Here is a 23236-nt window from a genome sequence, read left to right as displayed (position 1 = left end):
GCTTGTGGATAACTCTGTGCAGTAAAAAAATAAATAGTGCTTAGATGCGGTGGTTATTAGCATCTCACTGTGGATAAATCGATTTGGGAAGATTTTAAGAATAGTAGAATATATATCACATTTTTTTAAAGAAAAGCCTGAGAAACCCTTTTCTTTTTCTAAAATACTATTCAATGCATGTTTAACAGAATAAAGGCCTAAAACCTAAAAAATGATCTTGCCTCTAATTTCCCCTCTAAATGAGGAAAGGCGCACATTCTAGTGCTGTCAAAATAGAAATGCAAGCAAAGATCAAAGATAGATCACAAAAAAATAGCTTGATCTTACATGTATTAATGACATTTTCTTTTTTGAACAATAATCCAACACACTCTCTTTACGAGTATTAAGTAAAATTCCCTAATCTGCACCCTAAAACAGTGTAGTCGATATTTAAAAAAGCGAGAGAAAAAATAAAGATTTTTTGGTTATATTTTAGACTAGCGAATAAAGCAACTGTACCTTATGAGTTACAAACTTTAGGTATTCATAAATTTCGGCAAATTATTATTTACGTTATTACTGATGGTAGACGAGATATGAAAGCGCTACTTAGCCGTAGACTATTAGGATAACGTATTGATTTTTGATTAGAAGAATAAAACTAGAAGAGAAAAACTTGGAGCGGGAAACGAGACTCGAACTCGCGACCCCAACCTTGGCAAGGTTGTGCTCTACCAACTGAGCTATTCCCGCATTTGGTAAGTTTTGACAATTATAAGTGAAAGATTTGGAGCGGGAAACGAGACTCGAACTCGCGACCCCAACCTTGGCAAGGTTGTGCTCTACCAACTGAGCTATTCCCGCGTCGCATAACACTACTCATAACTGCCTAAGAAAGATTGGAGCGGGAAACGAGACTCGAACTCGCGACCCCAACCTTGGCAAGGTTGTGCTCTACCAACTGAGCTATTCCCGCGTCTTTCTTACACCCGTACAAACGAAATTCTTCATCGGTACGGGAAGCGCATTATACGAGAAAAATGCTTAACCGCAAGCCCTTATCAACAAAAAAATACGTTTTTTTGATTACATGCCGATAAAATCATCACAATGATGCAATATCAATCATGAATGCACGCTTTTTACTCTTTAATAAAGGTTTTACGATAATAAGCTAGCTCTGCAATGGACTCACGAATATCATCCAATGCCTGATGAGTATTCTTTTTCTCAAAACCTTCTAAAATTTCAGGTTTCCAACGACGTGCTAATTCTTTTAATGTACTCACATCAAGATAACGGTAGTGAAAATATTGCTCTAGCTCTGGCATGTAACGGTATAGAAAACGCCTATCTTGCCCCACACTATTACCACAGATAGGTGATACGCCTTTTGGTACCCATTTTTCTAGGAATTCAATTGTCGCTTTTTGTGCTGAATTGTCATCATATGAACTGTTTTTTACGCGCTCAACTAAGCCACTACCAGTATGGGTACGTGTATTCCATTCATCCATTAAACTTAATTGTTCATCAGATTGATGTACTGCAATTACAGGGCCTTCGGCTAAAATATTAAGTTGAGGATCTGTCACGATAGTGGCAATTTCGATGATACGGTCACATTCAGGATCAAGACCTGTCATTTCCAGATCTATCCAGATCAGATTGTTCTCGCTTTTTGACATAATATATCCTAGCTGTTTCTAAGTGTGAGACATGATATTTTAGCGTTTATCATAGCGCGTTTACTCAATAAGCACGACAGAAGAACATCTAACCGAATAATACAAGTGAGGATCGGTGACAAAACGTAAATTATCTAAAGGCCAGCAACGCCGAGTACAAGAAAATCATAAAAAGCGTTTGCAGAGCAAAGAGAAAAAAAACCACGTTGAATTAGACGATACGCAATTAGGCGAAGCGACCGAAGGCTTAGTGATCAGCCGTTTTGGTCAACATGCAGATATCGAAGCGGCTGACGGCACTATTACACGATGCAATATTCGACGCACAATTTCATCACTGGTAACGGGTGATAAAGTTGTTTGGCGTCCTGCGCTACAAACACAAGAAAATGTCCGCGTAAATGGTATTGTAGAAGCTGTACACGAACGAACTTCAGTACTTACTCGTCCTGACTATTATGATGGCATTAAGCCTATTGCTGCTAATATTGATCAAATTATTATCGTTTCGGCTATTTTGCCTGAACTTTCTTTAAATATTATCGACCGTTACCTTGTCGCATGTGAGACTTTAAACGTTGAGCCTCTGATTGTACTCAATAAAATCGATATGTTAGACGAGGAAAGCCGTAAGACTGTCAGTGAATGGATGCAAACTTATAAAGATATTGGTTATCGTGTTCTTGAAGTCTCTAGCTACACCAAAGAAGGTCTTGATGCATTGACACAAGAGTTGATTGACCGTATCTCCATTTTTGCGGGGCAATCTGGGGTCGGAAAATCAAGCTTACTCAATACCTTATTACCACCAATGGAAGAAAGTATTCTAGTTAATCAGGTGTCTGATAACTCGGGTTTAGGCCAGCATACCACAACAGCATCACGCCTTTACCATTTCCCACAAGGAGGAGATGTCATTGACTCTCCGGGTGTACGTGAATTTGGTTTATGGCACTTAACGCCAGAGCAAGTAACAAAAGGATTTATTGAATTCAGACCGTACCTTGGTGGTTGTAAATTCCGCGATTGTAAGCACTTAGACGATCCAGGTTGCCTAATTAGTGAAGCCGTAAATAACGGTGAGATCTCAGAAACGCGCTTTGAAAATTACCATCGTATTTTAGAAAGTATGAGTCAGGTGAAAGTTCGTAAGAACATTAATTTAGACTCTTAATAATTGATTCACTGACAACCCTATTAAGGGTAGGTACAATAGACCCCTTTTGTCTATTTTTTATCGTTCAATCCCAGAGGTTGCCATTTTGGACAAGCTAAAAATTAAACTACAGTATTTATTGCCTAAATTATGGCTCACACAGCTAGCAGGTTGGTTTGCAAACAAAAAAGCGGGTGTAATTACCCAATTTGCGATCAAAGCCTTTGCTAAAGCCTATAAAGTCGATATGAATGAAGCAAAAGATAGCCAGTTCCAAGCTTATTCTTCATTCAACGATTTCTTTATTCGTGCATTAAAAGACGGCGCTCGTCCTATTATCGAAGGTGATGACCAACTTGCATTGCCTGCTGATGGCGCAGTAAGCCAACTCGGTCTTATTCAAGACGATCAAATTCTGCAAGCCAAAGGACATCATTACACCCTTGAAGCGTTACTTGCAGGTAATTTTATGCTGGCAGATAAATTCCGTAATGGTCAGTTTATTACGACTTATCTTTCACCTCGTGATTACCACCGCGTTCACATGCCTTGTGATGGTTTATTAAAAGAGATGATTTATGTTCCAGGCGATCTCTTCTCTGTTAATCCATTAACAGCGGCTAATGTCCCTAACTTATTTGCACGTAATGAACGTATTATTTGCCTCTTTGAAACTCAATTTGGTCCAATGATACAAATTCTAGTTGGTGCAACAATTGTTGGTAGTATTGAAACGGTTTGGTGTGGCATGGTAACGCCACCTCGTGAAGGTATTATTAAACGTTGGACATATCCTCAAGCGGATAAAGCAGGAGCGATATTCTTGAAAAAAGGTGAAGAAATGGGTCGATTTAAGTTAGGCTCAACGGTCATCAACCTTTTCCCAGAAAATACCGTTCAACTGAATAAAGATCTTATGAATGGCTCCGTTACATTAATGGGGGAACAATTGGGTTCCATCATCAATGTCGCTGGTAATGACAATAATGCCATCAGTGAATAACACGTAATTCGGAGTAACCTTTGTGCGCCTGATAATCAGTCTTTTCTTCTCGCTCTTTTTGACGCTTTCGTTAAGCACATCTGCAATATCAGCGGATGTAGAGAAATTACGTCAAGATATTAAACAACTTGAAGGAAGTACCAATCCTCAAGATATTGAGGCAGTTCAGGCGCTACAAGGCACTATCAATTGGATTAATGATGGTGAAAAAGCGCAAACGAATGCAGATAATTATCAAAAAACCATTGATGATTACCCTCAAATCACGCAAGAGCTAAGAACTAAACTTCTAGAAGAAAGCCATGCTGTTCCTACTATTCCAGAAAAAATTAGCATCCCTGATTTAGAACAGAAAATTATTCAAATCAGTAGCCAATTAATGGAACAAGCAAGGCTTCAGCAACAAGAGCAAGATAAAAGCCGAGAAATTAGCGAATCTTTAAACTTATTACCCCAACAGCTTTCTGAAGCGCGCCGTTTACTCAGCGATGCAACAGCAAGACTCGCGGCTGCCAGTGCGTCAACAACACCGTTAACAGAGGCACAAAATAAGCTAACACAAGCTGAAGTCACCGCACGTAAAGCAATGGTTAATGAGCTTGAAATGGCACAACTTTCGGCTAATAACCGCCAAGAAATTGCTCGCCTTCGCTTAGAATTATTTAAAAAACGCTATCAGCGTCTTGATGTGCAACTACAACAATTGCGTAGCTTATTAAATATAAAGCGCCAAGAAGTGGCTGATCTGGCATTAGAAAAAACAGAGATGTTAGCGGAGAAAGGTGGTGAGCTCCCTGAGTTTCTGACAAAACAGATCCAAACTAACCGTGAACTCTCTCAAATCCTGAATAAACAAACACAGGAAATGAGTGAGTTATCAGAAAAACAACGCATTACCACCCAGCAGACACAACAAGTTCGCCAAACGCTTACCACTATTCGAGAGCAAGCACAGTGGTTAAGTGGCTCAACAGCATTAGGCGAAGCATTAAGAACACAGCTTTCCCGCTTACCTGAAATGCCTCGTTCACAAGAACTTGATAGAGATATTATTCAGTTACGTGTCGAACGTTTAGGCTATGAGGATATGCTGGAAAACTTAAGTAAGATCCAGCCGCCAGAAACCGCAGATGGCTCTAAATTGCCTGAAGCTCAGCAATATATTTTTGATTCTCTTATCCAAGCACGTCATGAATTATTGAATTCGTTGTTATCCGGTTATGACTCTCAAATTCTTGAGTTAACAAAACTAAAAGTGGCGACAACACAATTAGCGGATGCATTAAAAGAGACAAAAGACGCCACAAACCGTTATATGTTCTGGGTTGCTGATATCAGCCCTATCAAATTTAATTATCCGGTTTTATTAGTCAAAGATATCACTCGATTGCTTTCGCTAGATACCTTCTCACAATTAGGTCATGCGGCTGTCAGCATGCTTAAAAATCAAGATACCTTTTTGTTCCTATTTGTCACTTTATCTATTGTGGGCTTTAGTCTGCGCACTCGAAAACACTACAACGCATTTCTTGAAAGAGTCAGCAACCGTATTGGTAAAGTCACACAAGATCACTTTTCACTGACGATACGCACGGTTTTTTGGTCTATTTTAATTGCGTTGCCATTACCTCTGTTATGGTCTGCTGTAGGTTATGGCTTACAAAGTGTTGAATGGCGTTATCCAATGGCGGGAGCGATTGGATATGGAGTCACAGCAGCAGCACCTGTGCTGTGGTTATTTATGATAAGTGCAACCTTTGCACGTCATAACGGTCTATTTATTGCTCAATTTAAATGGAAAGAGAGCCGTGTTAAAAAAGCGATGCGCTTTTACCAGCTTTCTATTTTTGTCATCGTTCCGCTGATGATGTCATTAGTTACCTTTGAATATTATAGCGATAGAGAATTTGCGCCAACGGTTGGTCGTTTCTGTTTCTTACTGCTCTGTATCGCCCTAAGCTTTATTACCTCTAGCCTTAAAAAAGCTCACGTCCCACTTTATCTAGATAAACATGGATCTGGCGATAACCTTATCAATACCATTTTATGGTGGTTCTTACTGCTTGCTCCGGTTATTGCAGGTTTAGCCGCCGTCTTAGGTTACCTTTCTACATCGATTGTCTTACTCGGTCGTTTAGAAATGTCTGTCGCCATTTGGTTTGCTCTACTGATTATCTACCACATTATTCAGCGATGGATGCTTATTCAGCGCCGAAAATTAGCCTTTGAACGAGCTAAACAAAAGCGTGCAGAAATTCTGGCTCAGCGTGCAAAAGGTGAAGATGAAAATACGATTGTTGGGAGCAGTGGTGAGAGCACAGTAGGGCTTGAAATTGAAGCTCAAGAAATAGACCTTGATACTATCAGTGCGCAATCCATTGGTTTAGTTCGCTCTATTCTAACGATGATTGCATTAGTCTCGATGATCTTATTGTGGTCTGAATTAAACACCGCGTTCTCTTTCGTTGATAATATCCGACTTTGGGACGTCACCTCATCGGTAAATGGTGTTAACACGGTGCAACCTATTACGATGGGTTCTATTTTAGTGGCAATCCTTGTCATTATTATTACAACCCAATTAGTACGAAATCTCCCTGCTTTACTTGAGTTGGCCATTTTACAGCACCTTGATTTAACACCGGGTACAGGTTACGCCATTACCACGATGACCAAATACACCATCACCTTAATTGGGAGTATTGTGGGTTTCTCTTTATTAGGGATTGAGTGGTCAAAATTACAGTGGCTAGTGGCGGCAATGGGTGTTGGATTAGGTTTTGGCTTACAAGAAATTTTTGCCAACATCATTTCAGGTTTGATGATCTTATTTGAAAAACCAATCCGTATTGGCGATACCGTCACTATTCGGAATTTGACTGGAAATATTTCTAAGATCAACACTCGGGCAACTACCTTAACCGACTGGGATAGAAAAGAAATTATCGTACCGAACAAAGCTTTTATTACAGAGCAATTTATTAACTGGTCACTCTCAGATTCAGTCACTCGTATCGTAATGACCATCCCTGCTCCAGCAGACTGTAACAGTGAGCAAGTAACAAATGTGTTATTAGAAGCCTCAAAACGCTCTACAATGATTTTAGAAAACCCAGCACCAGAGGTTTATCTGGTCGATTTACAGCAAGGTATTCAGATTTTTGAATTACGTGTTTATGCCGCAGAGATGGGACACAGAATGCCAGCAAGACATGAAATTCATCAAAATATTCTCTTAGCCTTTGCAGAGCATGGCATCCCATTACCGTTCCCACCATTCCAAGCCAGAGTGGATATGATGGGCAATACAATCCGCAGCTCTATGCGTGCAACACCAAGAGAAGTCGGTGGATTGTAATTAATCTATTCTATTGGAATATAAAAAAGGCGAACAATATCACGTTGTTCGCCTTTTCTTTTAGGGAGGATCACACTTGGTATAATTTACGTAAATAATGAGGCACAGCTTCATCAGCATTAGTTCCGATCACTTCCATATTTGGGAGTAAATCTTTTAATGTCTGATGCGCATTTTCCATAATGCAACCTTTACCAGCTATCTGTAGCATCTCTTTGTCATTCATACCATCACCAAACGCAACTGCATCTTTGGCAGTGTGTTGCATCAATTTAGCCACTTTCTCGAGAGCTTCACCTTTAGATACACCACCCGCCATCACCTCTAAGCAATTACGCAGTGAGAAACTCACATTGACCTTATCACCCCAGCGCTGATTAATTTCACTTTCCAGTGTCAGCAACAGTTCATGATCATCAGAGGTGAAGAAGACCTTACAGACATTGGTGGTCGGAAACCCTGTTTTACAAAACAGCTCATAATTAAAATCCGATTCTCGAAAGAACTCACAAGCTCCTGGCATTTCTTTATTAACATACCAATAGTCGCCAGCGTAAATATTAGTTTCAATTTCAGGGTGATCAAAAACACACAAAGACAAGTCATAAGCAATTTCAGGCTCAAGATCTTGGCTAAAAATAAGGTCGCCATGAGTGTTATGCACTCGTGCACCATTAGAGGTTATCATATAAGCGTTAATGCCTAATCCATCACGAATTTGAGCAACATCAACATGATGACGACCTGTTGCGAATACAAAATGCACGCCTTTATTAATAAGTAGATGCAGGGTTTCTTGCGTATAGGGAGTTAATACATGATTAGGTGATAACAGTGTGCCATCAAGATCTGAAGCGACTATCGAATACATACACATTCCTGATTAAAATAAATGCTTATCATAAAACTCACAGATTTCATTTAATGCTTGTGAGCGTAGCTTATCTATTTCGAACAAGATTTCATGATGCGCACCCTCAATCACCAGTGGCAATTTTTGCTTTTCTTCTCTTGTTCTGGACTGACTATAACGTTCACAGAAAGCCCTTAGCTCTTGATTATCTACCACCTTATCATGCTCTGCTTCGAGCACTAATAGAGGGGTATTAATCTCTCCCGCATGTTCAATTAACCAATCTCCCATTTTTAGACTTTCTCCCATCCAATGATAAGTCGGTCCGCCTAATCGTAGTTCTGGAAAATCAGCATAATAACGTAAATACCGGCGATATCGCTCATGGCTATGTGTTAACACATTAAGGATAAATGGCAGTGGAAACCATTTACCTGTTGATACCGCATAGTTATTTCTTTCAGATTGACTTTGTTCTGCTCGGTTAACTAAAAAATTAGCCACCCAGCGAGGTATAGGTAATTTAATGCCAAACATCGGCGCACATAGCGCTGCTGCTTTAAACACATCAGGCTGTCGAAGTAGATAGCCTGCTAAAATTGCGCCACCCATTGAATGGGCTAAAGCAAAATAATGTTTATATTGATAAGGCAAAACAATCGTATCGACGAAAGTTGAGAAATCATCAATATAATCACTAAATTTTTCGACATGCCCTTTTTGAGTATCATCCAGAAGTCGGTCAGAAAGCCCTTGACCTCGATGATCGAGAAGAAAAACATCATAGCCTGAGTGAAAGAAATCAAACGCAACTTCAGGATACTTTACATAGCTTTCACTCCGACCTGAAGCAATAACCAGTGCTTTATTGTGCGATGGTGAGCGCCAATGAACATAACGAATTTTGACGCCATCAACACCAATAAACTCACCTTCTTCACGTTGGCTCCAAAAATCCAATAAGACGCCGTTCGTAAAAGCAGAAAACTGCTTTTCGCGAGATAACCACGAATATTTAAATAGGGTGGTTGTCATTGGCTCTCCTTATTGGCGTTATTCAAAGCCCTCAATATGGTCACGAATGAGTGTCATAAACGCGGGTCCAAATCGTTCTAATTTTCGTTGCCCAACACCGTTTATTAATAACAATTCATCAGGGTAAACGGGGCATTGCTCTGCCATTTCTATCAATGTGACATCATTAAAAACGACAAATGGCGGAATGTTTTCTTCATCAGCAATAGACTTACGTAATTTACGTAGTTTCGCAAACAATTTTCTATCGTACTGTCTATGGGTATTTTTTGTTTGTTGATTACGGCTTTTTGTCGGGCTTAATAATCTAGGTACGGCTAATTGTAATGGCACTTCACCACGTAAGATTGGTCTAGCCATCTCTGTCAGTTGTAATGCAGAGCGATGGACAATATTTTGTGTCACCATACCTAAATGAATAAGCTGGCGGATCACACTCACCCAATGTTCATGGCTTTGCGCTTTACCAATACCATAAACAGGTAATGTATCGTGTCCAGAATCACGAATACGCTGATTATTCGCGCCTCTTAATATTTCAACAATATAACCGATACCAAAGTGCTGACCTGTGCGATAAATACAGGATAAGGCTTTTTGGGCATCCACTAAACCATCATATTGTTTAGGGGGATCAAGGCAAATATCACAGTTACCGCAGGCATTTTGTCGATGTTCATCGAAGTAATTAAGTAACACTAAGCGTCGGCACGTTTGTGCTTCTGCGAATGCACCCATCGCATTAAGCTTATGCATTTCAATCGCTTTTTGGTCACTTTCTGGCTTTTCATCTAAACAACGACGCAACCACGCCATATCGGCAGGATCATAAAATAATACCGCTTCAGCAGGCAATCCATCTCGCCCTGCACGCCCTGTTTCTTGGTAATAGGATTCAATATTACGAGGAATATCAAAGTGAACCACAAAACGTACATTGGGTTTATTGATACCCATACCAAATGCAACAGTGGCAACCACAATTTGCAAATCATCTCGCTGGAAAGCTTCTTGTACTTTAGCACGCTGTGCTATTTCCATTCCTGCATGATAACCCGCAATGCTTAATCCTCGTTTACTCAGGCGCTCGGCGGTTTCTTCGACTTTACTGCGACTGTTACAGTAAATAATGCCAGATTTTCCTTTCTGACCGCGAATAAATAGCCAAAGTTGATCAAGCGGTTTGTATTTCTCTACTAAAGTGTAGCGGATATTCGGTCTATCGAAACTGCTGATATGAATCAGAGGGTCACGTAACACTAGCTGATTAATAATATCGAAACGTGTTGTATTATCCGCCGTTGCCGTCAGTGCAATAATCGGCACATCAGGAAGATATTGTCTTAATAATCCTATACCGCGATATTCAGGACGAAAATCATGACCCCATTGTGAAATACAATGCGCTTCATCAACCGCTAATAATGCAGGTTTCCATTGCACTAATTGATGAAGAAAACTCTCCATCATTAAACGTTCAGGGGCAATATACAGCAGTTTTATTTCACCCTTTTGACAACGTATTTGAACATCAAACTGCTCTTCACGCGTTTGGGTTGAATTTAAATAAGCCGCTTCAATACCATGAAGGCAAAGTTGATCAACCTGATCTTTCATCAGTGAGATGAGTGGCGAAACAACCACAGTCAGCCCATCAAGCAATAATGCGGGAATTTGATAACAAAGGGATTTACCACCCCCTGTCGGCATCACAACTAGACAATCTCTCCCAGTTGTAATGGTATGGATGATTTCTTGCTGACCAGGGCGAAATTGCTGATAACCAAAGGTTTCTCGCAAAATAGCCTGTGCTGATGGCATTGAATTAAGAACTTCTGCTGTGGACACGCCGTTCCTCTGAAAAGCTGCTGATAAAAACTATGATGAGGAGTAAAAGAAAAGGCACCAATGTGAAGGTGCCATCATCATTTATAGCGCTATGCTAACCCAGAACGGGGAAAATTACAGCATATCATTAAGCATCACGCCAACACCGACCCGTGTCTGGCGAAAATTATAATCAATCATTGATTCGCCATAACCACTAAATACTTGGGTATAAAAGCGTACATGCTTAGTAATTGGGTAGCTCCAGCCTAATTCAGCCGCCCCATAGCCACTGTTCCAGTTATAACGCCCTGTCGCAGTGATCACACTATCGCCTAAGCGATAGCCTGCTTTTAAACGGTAATAGCCCATATAGCGATTAATTTCTGGATTATCATCACGTTGAGCACTTTCACTAAAGCGATACCAAGGTTTTAAATCCAGCTGCAAATTGCCTTTTTGCGCCATAAAACGTGCATAAGCACGGTTCCAACTACGAGATGTGGGATCAGAGCGCCCATTCGATTCGTGGTTAAAACCCGTTTCTATTTCACGTAGTGTCCAACCCGCAAATTTATAGTCTGTTGCCCAACCTAAAAAGAGTTGAGGTTCATAGTTTGTCTCACGGAAAGGGGCAGATTCTTTCTTATTGCTTAATTGCCACCAAGAGCGTTGGGTATAAGATGCTGCTAAAACAGAGTTTTCACCTGCAATACCGCGCCATAAAGGGAAGGCAAGACTGAGTTGAAATTTCACCTCATCTTTTTTAGCCTTATTCCCCCAATCATAACTTTGAATAGCCTCTTTATTCATATCAGAGGTTTTCGTATAAATAATATAATTGGATTCATAAGGATAAAGAACAAAAGGTGAATCGTATTCTTGTAATAAACCAGAAATAATACTGCCCTGAACAAGCGGTGCAGGAGATGATGATGCTGGTATTTCGGATGCAAATCCCCATGCTGGATAGAATAAAGCCACCGCGAGTAAAGAACGGATGTAACGCATAGTTAATTATCCTGTCTCATTATTGAATAATATAAAAAGTTAGTACTTACTTTAGAATTAGTTCTTATATATGTGCTTTATTACACTTTAGCGCCCATATTTTACACGTAATCGCCATTAAATCTCGTATATTTTTATACCATTATATTTATAGCACAAATGTGCAATTACGATTTTGTCATGTATTATTAACATAGTATTAACTTAATAACGTGATGTCAGGGGTTCTAAAAATGGAAAAACAGTTAACATTAGAAGAGGCTCAAGCACTTATTGGTCATGTTTTTGTTTATAAGATGCCCTTTAATCAATTAATCGGCTTAGAGCTAGTTCGCTTTGAACAAGACTACGCTGAAATTCAATTTCGGTATCAAGATAAACTTGTTGGTAATATTGCTCAACGTATCTTACATGGCGGACTTATTGCTTCTGTACTTGATGTTAGTGCGGGATTAGTTTGTGTCGGTAACGCATTAACACGTTTAGCACCAATATCCCAAGAGCAACTCGAACAGAAACTTGCTAACATGGGCACAATTGATTTACGTGTTGATTATTTAAGACCAGGACGTGGAGAATGTTTTACTGCAAGTAGCCATATTTTACGCAGTGGTAATAAAGTGTCTGTTGCTCGTGTTGAATTACATAATGAAAAACAAGTTCATATTGCGAGCGGGACAGCAACCTATATCGTAGGTTAAGCCTTTGTTAAGATTCATTGCGCTCTATGATGCTTAGATTGATATTAATTACTTGTAAAAATACATGCCTAATGACACATTAGATAATGTCATTGGGTATGATAACCCCGTCACACTTTTCCTTTCCATCAATTCCAGAGATAGCATGAGCCAGAAAAACACGATGAAAGGCGTTTTATGTGCCTTAGGCGCCTATTTGATCTGGGGTATTGCCCCTGTTTATTTTAAAAGCATTCAAGAAGTGCCCGCAGAAGAGATCTTAACGCACCGCATTTTATGGTCGTTCTTTTTTATGTTGATTTTAATGACTATCAGCCGTCATTGGCCTTATTTGCGCCAATTAATACGTCAACCTAAAAAAATTCTTCTTTTAGCACTGACTGCCGTCATTATCGCAACTAACTGGCTTACCTATATATGGGCGGTTAACCACGGCTATATGCTAGAAGCCAGCCTTGGTTACTTTATTAACCCACTGGTTAATGTACTGTTTGGCATGCTTTTCTTGAGCGAGCGCTTCCGCCGTATGCAGTGGGTCGCGGTAGGGTTAGCATTTACTGGTGTATTTATTCAACTCTGGCACTTTGGTTCAGTCCCCGTGATTGGATTAAGCCTCGCCGTGACTTTTGGTCTTTATGGCTTACTGCGCAAAAAATTGGGTGTCGATGCACAAACAGGTATGTTGGTAGAAACATTATGGCTATTCCCTGTTGCATTAGTTTATATCTTATTTTTCACACATTCACCGACAAGCAATATGCTTGAAAACAGTTGGTCGTTAAATACCCTGTTAATCGCAGCTGGTATCATTACAACCGTACCATTATTGCTATTTACAGAAGCGGCGCATCATCTGCGTTTATCAACCTTGGGCTTTTTCCAATATATTGGTCCAACCTTGATGTTTATTCTTGCCACAATGGTATATGGCGAACAAATTGATGCAGAACGATTAGTGACCTTTGGCTTTATTTGGGTTGCGCTGATCCTCTTTACACTTGATGCGCTCTATACTCAACGCCGTTTAAGACGTAGTTAGTACATACTCACTCTTCCGCTAAATTACCAATTTGAGTAAAAGCGGAAGAGCATTTTTTCTTCTGATTTTTCTTTAATAGATGTGCATTCTTCGCTATCTCTTCCACATACCGACACGAGCGCCTAAACAGTGCTGATATTGAGTTATTAATCACTTGAATACGGTTAATCACAATCCAAGGATAGAGATTGATTCGAGGAACAAAATCACGCTGATGCCTCAGCAATTTACAATAGAGATCTTCTTCAAATTCATTGATAGGTTCGCTAGGATAATAGGTATCACAAAGGACTTCCTCAGTATTTTCGATCAACAATTCATTACTAGAAAAAGAGACAGAAGACGTTCGCGTGCAAGGTGCGACAAAAGAGTAGGCATGAAAAAATACGCTAGAGATTTTCATCAATTAATCCCGTTAAGTAAGAATAGATAACGAGATTATTAAGTAACCAACTTGAACTTCCCTTAAAAAAAACACCCCAGCTTAATCTATTAAATAAGTAAGGGTGTTTTTTTATATTGAGGTAATGCTAATTCACTCTAATTGAGGTTTATTCCAGTCGAGCAAATGCTGCCACCAGCCATTTAATACCTTCACCATTAAAGGCAATTTGTAATCGGCAATGTTCACCACTGCCTTCGATATTAATGATAGTACCGTCACCAAATTTAGGGTGCTTCACTCGTTGTCCAAGTGAATAGCCCGTATCATTGCTGATAATCGGAGTCCCTAAACGACTATGATTAACAGGGCGTGAAACTGTTGCGCGTAAACGGACTTCTTCGACACACTCTTTCGGTAACTCACCAATAAAACGAGAAGGACGATGACTGACTTCTTTTCCATATAAACGGCGGTTTTCAGCGTAAGTGAGCGTTAACTTTTTCATTGCTCGGGTAACGCCAACATACGCCAAGCGACGCTCTTCTTCCAAGCGACCACCTTCATCCAACGACATTTGACTTGGGAACATACCCTCTTCTACACCCACAATAAAGACTTGTGAAAACTCGAGCCCTTTAGCGGAGTGAAGTGTCATTAACTGTACGGCATCTTGATATGCATCAGCTTGGCTTTCGCCTGATTCTAATGCGGCATGTGAAAGAAACGCTTGCAGTGGCATTAAATCTTCGTCTTCATCTTGATAACTAAATTGGCGAGTTGCCGTAACCAACTCTTCTAAGTTTTCAATACGAGCTTGAGCTTTTTCACCTTTTTCTTGCTCATACATCGCTTTTAAGCCTGAATCACGAATAATTCGGTCTGTTTGCACATGTAGTGGCATATCAGCCGTTTCAGAAGCTAACGTCTCAATTAATTCTAAGAACCGCTGAATGGCCGCGGTTGCACGCCCTGCCAGCATTTTATGCTCGATAACCTGCAATGCACTTTCCCATAAGGTAATCTGGTTATCTCTTGCCACTTGACGAACAATATCTAAGGTTCTATCACCAATGCCTCGGGTTGGTGTATTCACAACACGCTCAAAAGAAGCATCATCATGGCGATTAGCTGTTAATCGCATATAAGAAAGTGCATCTTTGATTTCTTGGCGTTCAAAAAATCGTTGACCACCATAAATACGGTATGGCATTGCGGCTTGTAATAACGCCTCTTCCATCACACGAGATTGCGCATTACTACGATAAAGAATGGCGCAATCTGTTAGCGCGCCGCCTTCTTCTTGCCAACGCTTGATCCGCCCAACCACATAGCGGGCTTCATCCAAATCATTAAAGGCGCAATAAAGCGAGATAGGCTCACCTTCGGCACCCTCAGTCCACAGATTTTTACCTAATCTGTCACTGTTATTTGCAATTAACGCATTCGCCGCTTTTAAAATATTGCTTGTCGAACGATAGTTTTGCTCTAATCGAATGGTTTCTGCACCAGGAAATTCATTTAAGAAATTTTGAATATTCTCAACTTGCGCACCGCGCCAACCATAGATGGATTGATCATCATCACCCACAATCATGACTTTACCAGATTGACCTGCCAACATTCTTATCCACGCATATTGAATGCGGTTAGTATCTTGAAACTCATCCACTAAAATATTGGTAAAACGGTTTTGGTAGTGCTCCAAAATTTGCGGTTTGTTTAACCAAAGTTCATGAGCACGTAATAAAAGCTCTGCAAAGTCCACAAGCCCTGCGCGATCGCACGCTTCTTGATAAGCTTGGTATACTTTCAGCCAAGTGGTTTCAACAGGATTGCCATAGGTTTGAATATGTTGAGGACGTAAACCTTCATCTTTTTTACCGTTGATATACCACATACCTTGACGCGCAGGCCACTGTTTATCATCAAGATTCATTGACTTAACAATACGACGAATAAGGCGATATTGATCATCACTGTCAATAATTTGGAAGTCTTGTGACAAATTCGCATCAAGATAATGCGCTCGCAATAAACGATGAGCCAGGCTATGGAAAGTACCAATCCACATGCCACCTTGGCTTGTACCAATTAAGTCTTCAATACGATGGCGCATCTCTGCGGCGGCTTTATTGGTAAACGTCACTGCCATAATCGAAAAAGGTGAAGCTTGTTCAACAGATAATAACCAAGCGATACGATGTACCAGTACCCGTGTTTTACCACTGCCTGCGCCAGCTAACACCAGCATATTAATACGAGGTGCGGCTACAGCTTCGCGCTGTTTATCGTTAAGGCCTTCTAGCAGATATGAGACGTCCATAATTACCAATCATTTAGTGAAGAAAAATACTGTGGATATATACAGAAATAGAGAGTAAGCAACAAACTAACAGGAATTTACGCACTATGCAAAATAAAGCCTTTTTTAGCCTCGTTTATCTGTGCCATTCTTACCGAACATCACATTAAACCAATTCTATCAGTTTGCTTAAATCTGTAATTTCAATATGTGGCATTACTCTGGTTTCACCTTCTTCAAACAAGCTACGGTTATCAAGGTTAATCCAGCACGCTTGTAATCCACTATTAACGGCACCCTCAACATCTGTTACAAGGTGATCACCCACATGTAGGATTTTCTCATGTGGAAGATTTAACAGTGAGGAGGCTTTATCAAACATATCAGGATAAGGCTTAGAGCGACCATCGGGACCGGCTTTTAAAATATGTGAGAAATACTGTCCCAAACCACAACTTAATGGGTTTGCATTACCATTTGTGATCGCAATTAATGGGATTTTCTGTGCCAATTCGGTGAGGACTTGATGAGTATTTTTAGGCACATTAATGTGGCTACGCCAATAAGCAAAGTGCGCCATAATTTCATCAGCACCTTGCTGTGCTTTGGCTTCATTGTAACCATAATCTAACAACATGTTTCTAGCCGCAAGCCAACGCCATTTTGTAATATCATGAAAAATATCAGGATTGTTCTCTAGAAGTGGCTTTTTATAGGCATTCACATCTTTTTCTGTGAATTGGTTAAAACGCTCATCATATTGACGAATAAAGGCCAGCGTCTCTTTTTCAGTTTTATCCATTACTGGCACATTGTCATACAGCGTGTCATCTAAATCAAAAGTCATCGCTGCAATTGGCGTCAGAGTTCTATAAAAGCGCATTATGATTTTTCTCTCTTAGCTCTCGGATGAGCAGCATCATAGACTTTCGCTAAATGCTGAAAATCTAAGTGGGTATAAACTTGTGTGGTCGATAAATTAGCGTGCCCTAATAACTCTTGTACAGCACGTAAATCACCACTGGATTCCAATAAATGAGTGGCAAACGAGTGGCGTAATTTATGAGGATTCACATGGCTACTTAGTCCTTGTTTAATACCCCAAAGTTCAAAACGTTTTTGCACGCTACGTACCGATAAACGCTTACCACTTTGGGTTGAGATAAAGACAGCTTTATCCTCAGGGGCATAGAGCTCTCGCATCGGAAACCAATTTTGTAACCACTCTAGCGCTTTTCTTCCTAGCGGAACTTTTCGCTCTTTACTTCCTTTACCTAATACACGAACTTCACCTTCATTCATGTCAATATCGCTAATATTTAAGTTAGTCAATTCTGATAGACGTAATCCTGCACCATACATCACTTCCAGCATGGTTCTATCTCTAACAGAAAGAGGATCTTTTAAGTCAATATTCATTAATTGGCTAACTTCATCGACATCCATATTTTTAGGAAGGTGACGACCGGATTTAGGTGTGCGAATGCCTTTTGCTGGATTAACGTCTAACATTCCTTGTGCCACTTGCCAATCAAGAAAGCTACGTAACGCCGAAAAGCGCAAAGCAAGGCTGGTGGGTTGTAATCCACTACGGTGACTTTTCGCCAATAACATGCGCACATGTTGGCTTTCCAGTGATTTCCATTCGCAGATATTCATTGCCACCATCATTTGCGCTAATGCAGTCAGTTGGCGATGATAATTTTCTACTGTGACAGGGCTTAATCGGCGTTCAACTTGAATATAACGCAGGAATTGTTCAATAGTGGTAGAGAGTGTTTCTGGAATATCTATTGGTTGATTCATTGCCTTGCAATCCAACGAAGTAACAATTCTGGTAAAATATGGGCAAGCTTATCCAGCATGACTGTTCCCATCCCTTCCTGAAAATGTTGGTTATCTCGGCTATTAAAAATAATCACGCCCAAATCCCCATAATGCCCTAACAATGAAAGCGCAACGGAACCAGAGCGTCGTACATTAGGCATCAATAGCATTATCTCTTGCCCATTTAATGGACCTAAATAGTGGTTATCATCACCCATACGTTGAATGCGAAAATGTTCAAATGCTTGGCGAGATAATGGGAGATCTTGTGCATCTAAAGGTGGCTGTAATTGCCAGCGATCGGTAAATAGACGTAATTGAACTGAATAAAGCCCTAATTCCTTAGCCCAAAGGTTTAATCGTTCTAGCATTTCGTGAAGAGAAGCACTGTTGGATAGTTCAGAAATTAATAATAAGAGTTGGCTAAACAATGCTTCATTTTCAGAGGCTTGTTCTATCAACAAACGCATATCTTCTTCAAGATAATGGATGCGGTTACGTTGGCGTGACATTATCCATTCGACTAAAGAAACGGTTCCTCTGACGGGATGAGGAACTTGCATTTGCTCAATATAGCTTGCATTACGGATAAAAAAACCAGGATGTTCCCTGAGATAACGGATCACTTGTTGATCATTAAGTTCGTTGGTTTCAGGGCAACAGAACTGCTCATTTTTATCCGTCATACAGATAGCCTCTCAAAAAATAATATTATAGCTGAATGATCCCATCATAAATATGTGTCGCAGGCCCAGTCATATAAAGAGAGTTACCCTCTCCTTTCCATTCAATTAGCAATGATCCACCCGGTAAGGTGACTTTCACACGTTTATCTAATAAGCCTTGTGAAATACCAATTGCGACAGCTGCACAAGCCCCGCTACCACAGGCATTTGTTTCACCTGCACCACGTTCAAATACCCGCAAATGAAGATTACTTCTGTCTACGATTTGCATAAAACCAATATTAGCACGTTCAGGAAAACGTTCATGTTGCTCTAACACAGGCCCTAACAACTCAACTTCTGCTGTTTTAATGTCTTCAACCTGAATAACGCAATGAGGATTTCCCATTGAAACTACACCGCATAACACAGTGCGTTCCATTGCCCTGATAATATAGGTCTTTTCTGCCTTTTGTGCACGGAAAGGGACTTTTTGAGGTTCAAATTCAGGCTCGCCCATATTGACGCACACATCATCATTGTCCATAACATGCAAGGTCATTCTGCCAGACTGCGTACTGACTTTTATCTCTCTTTTGTTTGTAAGTCCTTTTAATCTCACAAATCGAGCAAAGCAACGAGCACCATTACCACACTGTGCAACCTCACTTCCATCAGCATTAAAAATGCGATAATGGAAATCGAGTTCAGGATCATAAGGTGCTTCAACTACCAATAATTGATCAAACCCAACACCAGTATGGCGATTCGCTAATCGACATATTAACTCTGGTGAAAAATAAACATTTTGAGTCACAGCATCGACCACCATAAAGTCGTTGCCAAGACCATGCATTTTTGAAAATTGCATCTTGCCCCTGCCTGAAACGAAATTACCGTTTCTAAGATTGACTAATTGGTCTGAGTTGAGTCGCTCTCAACTTGCTGGGTTGGCTGGGATGACTGTGTCATTTTTGCCTGAGTATCTTCAGGAGGGAAATAAAGAGGGCCTTTCAAGCCACAACCAGAAAGAGAAATCAGTGTTATTATAGCAAGAGTGCAACGTAAATACGTTTTCATTCGAAATCTGCCTGTCATTTATTTGGTTAATATCCTCTATAATCGCAGTTAGATCTCGAAAAGCAAATAGGAAATGAAGATGAACGACAGTGAATTTCACCAATTAGCTGATGAACTCTTGTCAGAAATAGAACAAACTATTGATAATTATGAAGGTGACGCAGATATTGATTGTGAAATCAATGGCGGTGTAATGACATTAACCTTTGAAAATAATAGTAAAATTATTATTAATCGCCAAGAAGCGTTTCATCAAGTTTGGTTAGCGACACGCTCTGGTGGCTATCACTTTGATTGGAAAGACGAACAATGGATTTGTGATAGAAGTGGTGGTGAATTTTTAACCATGCTGGCACAAGCAATAACAGAACAAAGTGGGGAAGCGTTTTCTTTCTAATAAGCGCAATTAACAACAATAATGGGAGCTATCAAAGCTCCCATTTGTGTTTATTGGCTTGTACTTAATTAAGAATGCTGTACCGCTTTATAATCTGTAAATCCGTGGGCAACAACATTCATTTCAGGTTGCGTTTCTTTACTACCCAGATCGGATAATTTACCAAAGGATCCACCAGCAAAAGGTAACACTTGAGTTGATCCTTCCACTTTCACAATTTGATAAAACTGCGGCAGATTAAAATTAATAAAGCTTGATCCGTATGTGAATCGATCATGAGATGAAGAGTAGAAACGACTAACATCTTTCACTAACTCTTCTTTACTTCCTTCACAATGGGAATAGATTTCAACGCGATTTGCTTCATCTAATATATAGATATTAAAGACATTACTATCTTCTGTGGTTTCGAAGAAGAATTGAATAATCCCTTCACAAGCAAAACCATCAATCACCGCAGGTAAATAGCGGGCGTCCTTATCTAATTTAACTGGCAACCCATGAAGCTTGTTATACGAAATTGCGCCATAAAACTCGATAGCATTTTCTAATTTTTGTACCGACACATTGAGGCGTTCAAAGAACAATCCCCACGTTTGCCCAGCAATGCGTAAAGCTTTAAAACGACCTGGCTCTAAACGATTCGTTGATAATCGCAATTCAATACATTCTGAGACTAACTGCTGAACACGAGTGCGGATTAAACCACGCAAATGTTGGCTATAACAAAATACTTCCACAGAGGCAGGTGGAGCCGCATCTTGGTGCATTTTACCCAATATCGTTTTTAACGATTCCAACATAGATTGTGTGCCACTGAAATGAAGGGTTCTAACTTCATTCCAAGAGTTACGGTACAACAAATCAATGCTACCAATAAGACACTGCTCTTTTTCACCGAAACTAAACACATCGAGTTTTCTAAAATCAAAGTGAACCACGTGATCAGAAAAACTTTCTGTTGGATCAGTTTCTAAATTGACAATAATCGCTAGATGTCTAATTTCACAAGGGCTATACAGTGCTTTCGGTGTTGGTGCAGGTAAACGAATTGGGAAATGGCTCGACATATCCCTGACTAATTCATGCAGTTTAATTTCATCACAAGAAGATTCTCCTTGATGAATATAAACTCGAGACTCTTTTGTTAACAGCCCATTAAAATAAGACCATGCCACTAATTTATTTAAATAGCGGTTATATTCTAATGGTTGGTGTCCAACGATATTTTCAAAATCAGGGGCACGATTATATAAATACCATCCGCTACGATTTGCTCGACCTTGTGGTACATAAATAAAGGTTAGATGTGACTCTGATAAATCAGGTGATATTTGTGGATTAACCAGTGTGATTTTACCCGGTAATGCTTCAAACGCAGCGTAAAGCTTACGTGTTAAGACACCGATATCTTGTGGGCTTGCACTGACACTTAAATTATTACGACGCGCAAAACGAATAAGATTACGATAGCTTTGCATCATCGTATCTAATAACTCATTGTGTGCATCACGCACACGCTCGATTTTCCAGCTATCACGTGTATCGAGTACTGTTAAGCGCTCATTATCCCATTGCCATTGAGTGACCAATTGCGATAAGACTTGTCGTCTCCAGCCTTCAGGTTCGTTTTGTGTTTTTTCGTTAGATAATTTTTCACACACTTTCAGGTAGAAACAGCGACGGATAAGATCAAGGCGAGTTAAATCATTAATAGAAACCAAATAGCGAGTGACACGCTCAAGCATCATACAATAAGCATCTAAACCGTAATTAACGATTTCGCCACGGTGTAGATGTTGTTTCATTTCTAATGCCAGCAACTTCCCATTAGGATAGTCTGCTGAATAGGCTTCTAATAAAATACTTTTTAGTACGGCTTTATAAGGTGAATCGACACTTTTATAGAGTTGCCATAAACTTGCGCCAAAGTACTCTTCAGCAGAAAGTTCGCCTAATCCCCCGAGATCTAACCACTCATTTGGCGTTAATACACCTTGAGCATAAAGGGAGTTAACATATTCATCATAATGATGTTCTTCTTCAATAGGCACCATCGCCCATAGCAAGCGTTTACCTGCTAGGCGTACTGCTGTGCGATAAAATTCATCAAGTAAAAGAATATGTTGGGTAGAGCCGCAATCTTCTCCACCTAAGCTACCACTTGCATGGTGACGAAATCTATTTTCATCAATTAAGAAAAACGTAACATCAATACCTAGTTCGCCAGCCCATTGTTCAATCAATTGGCATTTGCGTTGTAAAAGTGCACGTTCATCTTGATCCAGCCATGATTGATGGCAGACCCAAATATCAATATCGGAGCAGTGACTTTGACCAATAGAAGAGGTACTCCCCATTGAATAGATGCCAGTAATTGGCAACTCTCCATTGGCGTATCCATCCATCGGATCATCACATAATGCGTTAACCAGCTTATTCGCCCATTGACGTTGCATGTCATCGGGTTCAAAGAAACATGTGCCGTGAGGAACATTTCCTTGTATGTAGCCGGGCAACTCAGGATGGTGGTAATGCAATAAAACAGGAATTAAACCATAGACCTGTTTAAAAACATCACACATCGATGCAAACGCTCGTTCCAGTCTGAGTTGATTAATCGCATCCAGCCGTTGCTTCAGTGTTTCAATATAAAGATACAAGAGTTTCGCCTGAACAATACTAAGAAGATAGTAGAATCTGAGTTTATAAGTGACCAAGGTTGAGTTAGGGAATATTAATAGATAAAACTTTACTAACAAAATCTCGGAAACGTGATCAATTTAACACCTTGAGCGCAAGGCGTAAAGAGGAACTCAAAATATAGCACCAAGATCTAAAAGTGATATTTAAGCGCTTAATCGTGTAAAGCCATCAAATAAATATCTTTATAATCATGAAGATAAATTGTTTTATTTATAGAAAAA

19 protein-coding genes and 3 tRNA genes are annotated in these 23236 nt (G+C 40.0%); 6 read left to right on the top strand and 16 right to left on the bottom strand.

Features of this window, described 5'->3' with window-relative positions; genetic code table 11:
- Positions 1 to 659: 659 nt before the first annotated feature.
- The 4 genes from ACNARN_RS10205 to orn form a co-directional block, all read right to left on the bottom strand.
- Positions 660 to 735: transfer RNA gene (locus ACNARN_RS10205), tRNA-Gly, on the bottom strand.
- A gap of 35 nt (positions 736 to 770) precedes the next feature.
- Positions 771 to 846: transfer RNA gene (locus ACNARN_RS10200), tRNA-Gly, on the bottom strand.
- A 36-nt stretch (positions 847 to 882) separates the two neighbouring features.
- Positions 883 to 958: transfer RNA gene (locus tag ACNARN_RS10195), tRNA-Gly, on the bottom strand.
- 166 nt (positions 959 to 1124) lie between these two features.
- The gene (orn, locus tag ACNARN_RS10190; protein ID WP_109372712.1) at positions 1125 to 1670 is read right to left on the bottom strand and encodes an oligoribonuclease; all 546 of its coding nucleotides are present in this window, start codon (positions 1668 to 1670) and stop codon (positions 1125 to 1127) included.
- A gap of 115 nt (positions 1671 to 1785) precedes the next feature.
- Here orn and rsgA point away from each other — a divergent pair, with 115 nt between their 5' ends.
- From rsgA to mscM, 3 genes are all read left to right on the top strand, one after another.
- The gene (rsgA, locus tag ACNARN_RS10185) at positions 1786 to 2844 is read left to right on the top strand and encodes a small ribosomal subunit biogenesis GTPase RsgA (RefSeq protein WP_416304438.1); all 1059 of its coding nucleotides are present in this window, start codon (positions 1786 to 1788) and stop codon (positions 2842 to 2844) included.
- Between the two features lie 88 nt (positions 2845 to 2932).
- Complete coding sequence (asd, locus tag ACNARN_RS10180; RefSeq protein WP_151436684.1) at positions 2933 to 3829, top strand: archaetidylserine decarboxylase; 897 nt, start codon at positions 2933 to 2935, stop codon at positions 3827 to 3829.
- A gap of 22 nt (positions 3830 to 3851) precedes the next feature.
- Complete coding sequence (gene mscM / locus ACNARN_RS10175; protein WP_198620237.1) at positions 3852 to 7187, top strand: miniconductance mechanosensitive channel MscM; 3336 nt, start codon at positions 3852 to 3854, stop codon at positions 7185 to 7187.
- A 70-nt stretch (positions 7188 to 7257) separates the two neighbouring features.
- On the opposite strand, the gene yigL is transcribed toward mscM, so the two are convergent.
- The 4 genes from yigL to pldA form a co-directional block, all read right to left on the bottom strand.
- The gene (gene yigL, locus ACNARN_RS10170) at positions 7258 to 8058 is read right to left on the bottom strand and encodes a sugar/pyridoxal phosphate phosphatase YigL (protein ID WP_109372716.1); all 801 of its coding nucleotides are present in this window, start codon (positions 8056 to 8058) and stop codon (positions 7258 to 7260) included.
- Positions 8059 to 8070: 12 nt separating this feature from the next.
- Positions 8071 to 9075: a lysophospholipase L2 gene (pldB, locus tag ACNARN_RS10165; protein ID WP_198620238.1), complete on the bottom strand. Its 1005-nt coding sequence runs from the start codon at positions 9073 to 9075 to the stop codon at positions 8071 to 8073.
- Between the two features lie 18 nt (positions 9076 to 9093).
- Positions 9094 to 10923, bottom strand: a complete 1830-nt coding sequence (recQ, locus tag ACNARN_RS10160) for an ATP-dependent DNA helicase RecQ (protein ID WP_198620239.1) — start codon at positions 10921 to 10923, stop codon at positions 9094 to 9096.
- Positions 10924 to 11037: 114 nt separating this feature from the next.
- The gene (gene pldA / locus ACNARN_RS10155; RefSeq protein WP_109372719.1) at positions 11038 to 11913 is read right to left on the bottom strand and encodes a phospholipase A; all 876 of its coding nucleotides are present in this window, start codon (positions 11911 to 11913) and stop codon (positions 11038 to 11040) included.
- 233 nt (positions 11914 to 12146) lie between these two features.
- On the opposite strand from pldA, the gene ACNARN_RS10150 reads away from it, so the two are divergent.
- Positions 12147 to 12614, top strand: coding sequence for a thioesterase family protein (locus ACNARN_RS10150; protein WP_109372720.1), 468 nt, complete (start codon positions 12147 to 12149; stop codon positions 12612 to 12614).
- Between the two features lie 145 nt (positions 12615 to 12759).
- On the top strand, positions 12760 to 13653 hold the full coding sequence (rarD, locus tag ACNARN_RS10145) for an EamA family transporter RarD (protein ID WP_099076355.1): 894 nt from the start codon (positions 12760 to 12762) through the stop codon (positions 13651 to 13653).
- A gap of 7 nt (positions 13654 to 13660) precedes the next feature.
- On the opposite strand, the gene ACNARN_RS10140 is transcribed toward rarD, so the two are convergent.
- The 7 genes from ACNARN_RS10140 to lptM all read right to left on the bottom strand — a co-directional run bounded on the left by ACNARN_RS10140 (position 13661) and on the right by lptM (position 19912).
- A complete protein-coding gene (locus ACNARN_RS10140; RefSeq protein ID WP_198620241.1) occupies positions 13661 to 14056 on the bottom strand; it encodes a hypothetical protein in 396 nt (131 codons plus the stop codon).
- Positions 14057 to 14204: 148 nt separating this feature from the next.
- The gene (gene uvrD / locus ACNARN_RS10135) at positions 14205 to 16361 is read right to left on the bottom strand and encodes a DNA helicase II (protein ID WP_416304437.1); all 2157 of its coding nucleotides are present in this window, start codon (positions 16359 to 16361) and stop codon (positions 14205 to 14207) included.
- Positions 16362 to 16506: 145 nt separating this feature from the next.
- Complete coding sequence (yigB, locus tag ACNARN_RS10130; RefSeq protein ID WP_198620242.1) at positions 16507 to 17223, bottom strand: 5-amino-6-(5-phospho-D-ribitylamino)uracil phosphatase YigB; 717 nt, start codon at positions 17221 to 17223, stop codon at positions 16507 to 16509.
- Positions 17223 to 18146 (bottom strand): tyrosine recombinase XerC, encoded by a 924-nt coding sequence (xerC, locus tag ACNARN_RS10125; protein WP_198626370.1) that lies wholly within the window; start codon positions 18144 to 18146, stop codon positions 17223 to 17225. Before xerC ends, yigB begins: the two co-directional genes overlap by 1 nt.
- Complete coding sequence (locus ACNARN_RS10120) at positions 18143 to 18853, bottom strand: DUF484 domain-containing protein (RefSeq protein WP_198626371.1); 711 nt, start codon at positions 18851 to 18853, stop codon at positions 18143 to 18145. Before ACNARN_RS10120 ends, xerC begins: the two co-directional genes overlap by 4 nt.
- A gap of 25 nt (positions 18854 to 18878) precedes the next feature.
- Complete coding sequence (gene dapF, locus ACNARN_RS10115; RefSeq protein WP_099076350.1) at positions 18879 to 19703, bottom strand: diaminopimelate epimerase; 825 nt, start codon at positions 19701 to 19703, stop codon at positions 18879 to 18881.
- Between the two features lie 41 nt (positions 19704 to 19744).
- Positions 19745 to 19912, bottom strand: a complete 168-nt coding sequence (gene lptM, locus ACNARN_RS10110) for an LPS translocon maturation chaperone LptM (protein ID WP_151436666.1) — start codon at positions 19910 to 19912, stop codon at positions 19745 to 19747.
- 79 nt (positions 19913 to 19991) lie between these two features.
- Between lptM and cyaY the strand changes: the two genes are divergently transcribed.
- Positions 19992 to 20309: an iron donor protein CyaY gene (cyaY, locus tag ACNARN_RS10105; RefSeq protein ID WP_088494024.1), complete on the top strand. Its 318-nt coding sequence runs from the start codon at positions 19992 to 19994 to the stop codon at positions 20307 to 20309.
- A 68-nt stretch (positions 20310 to 20377) separates the two neighbouring features.
- On the opposite strand, the gene ACNARN_RS10100 is transcribed toward cyaY, so the two are convergent.
- Entirely contained in the window at positions 20378 to 22972 is a 2595-nt protein-coding gene (locus ACNARN_RS10100) for a class I adenylate cyclase (RefSeq protein WP_198626372.1), read from the bottom strand.
- Positions 22973 to 23236 lie beyond the last annotated feature (264 nt).

Origin of the sequence: Proteus sp. TSJ240517 (assembly GCF_047921575.1) — a bacterium.
Classification (GTDB): Bacteria; Pseudomonadota; Gammaproteobacteria; order Enterobacterales; family Enterobacteriaceae; genus Proteus.
This window is presented reverse-complemented; position numbering and strand designations above follow the sequence as displayed.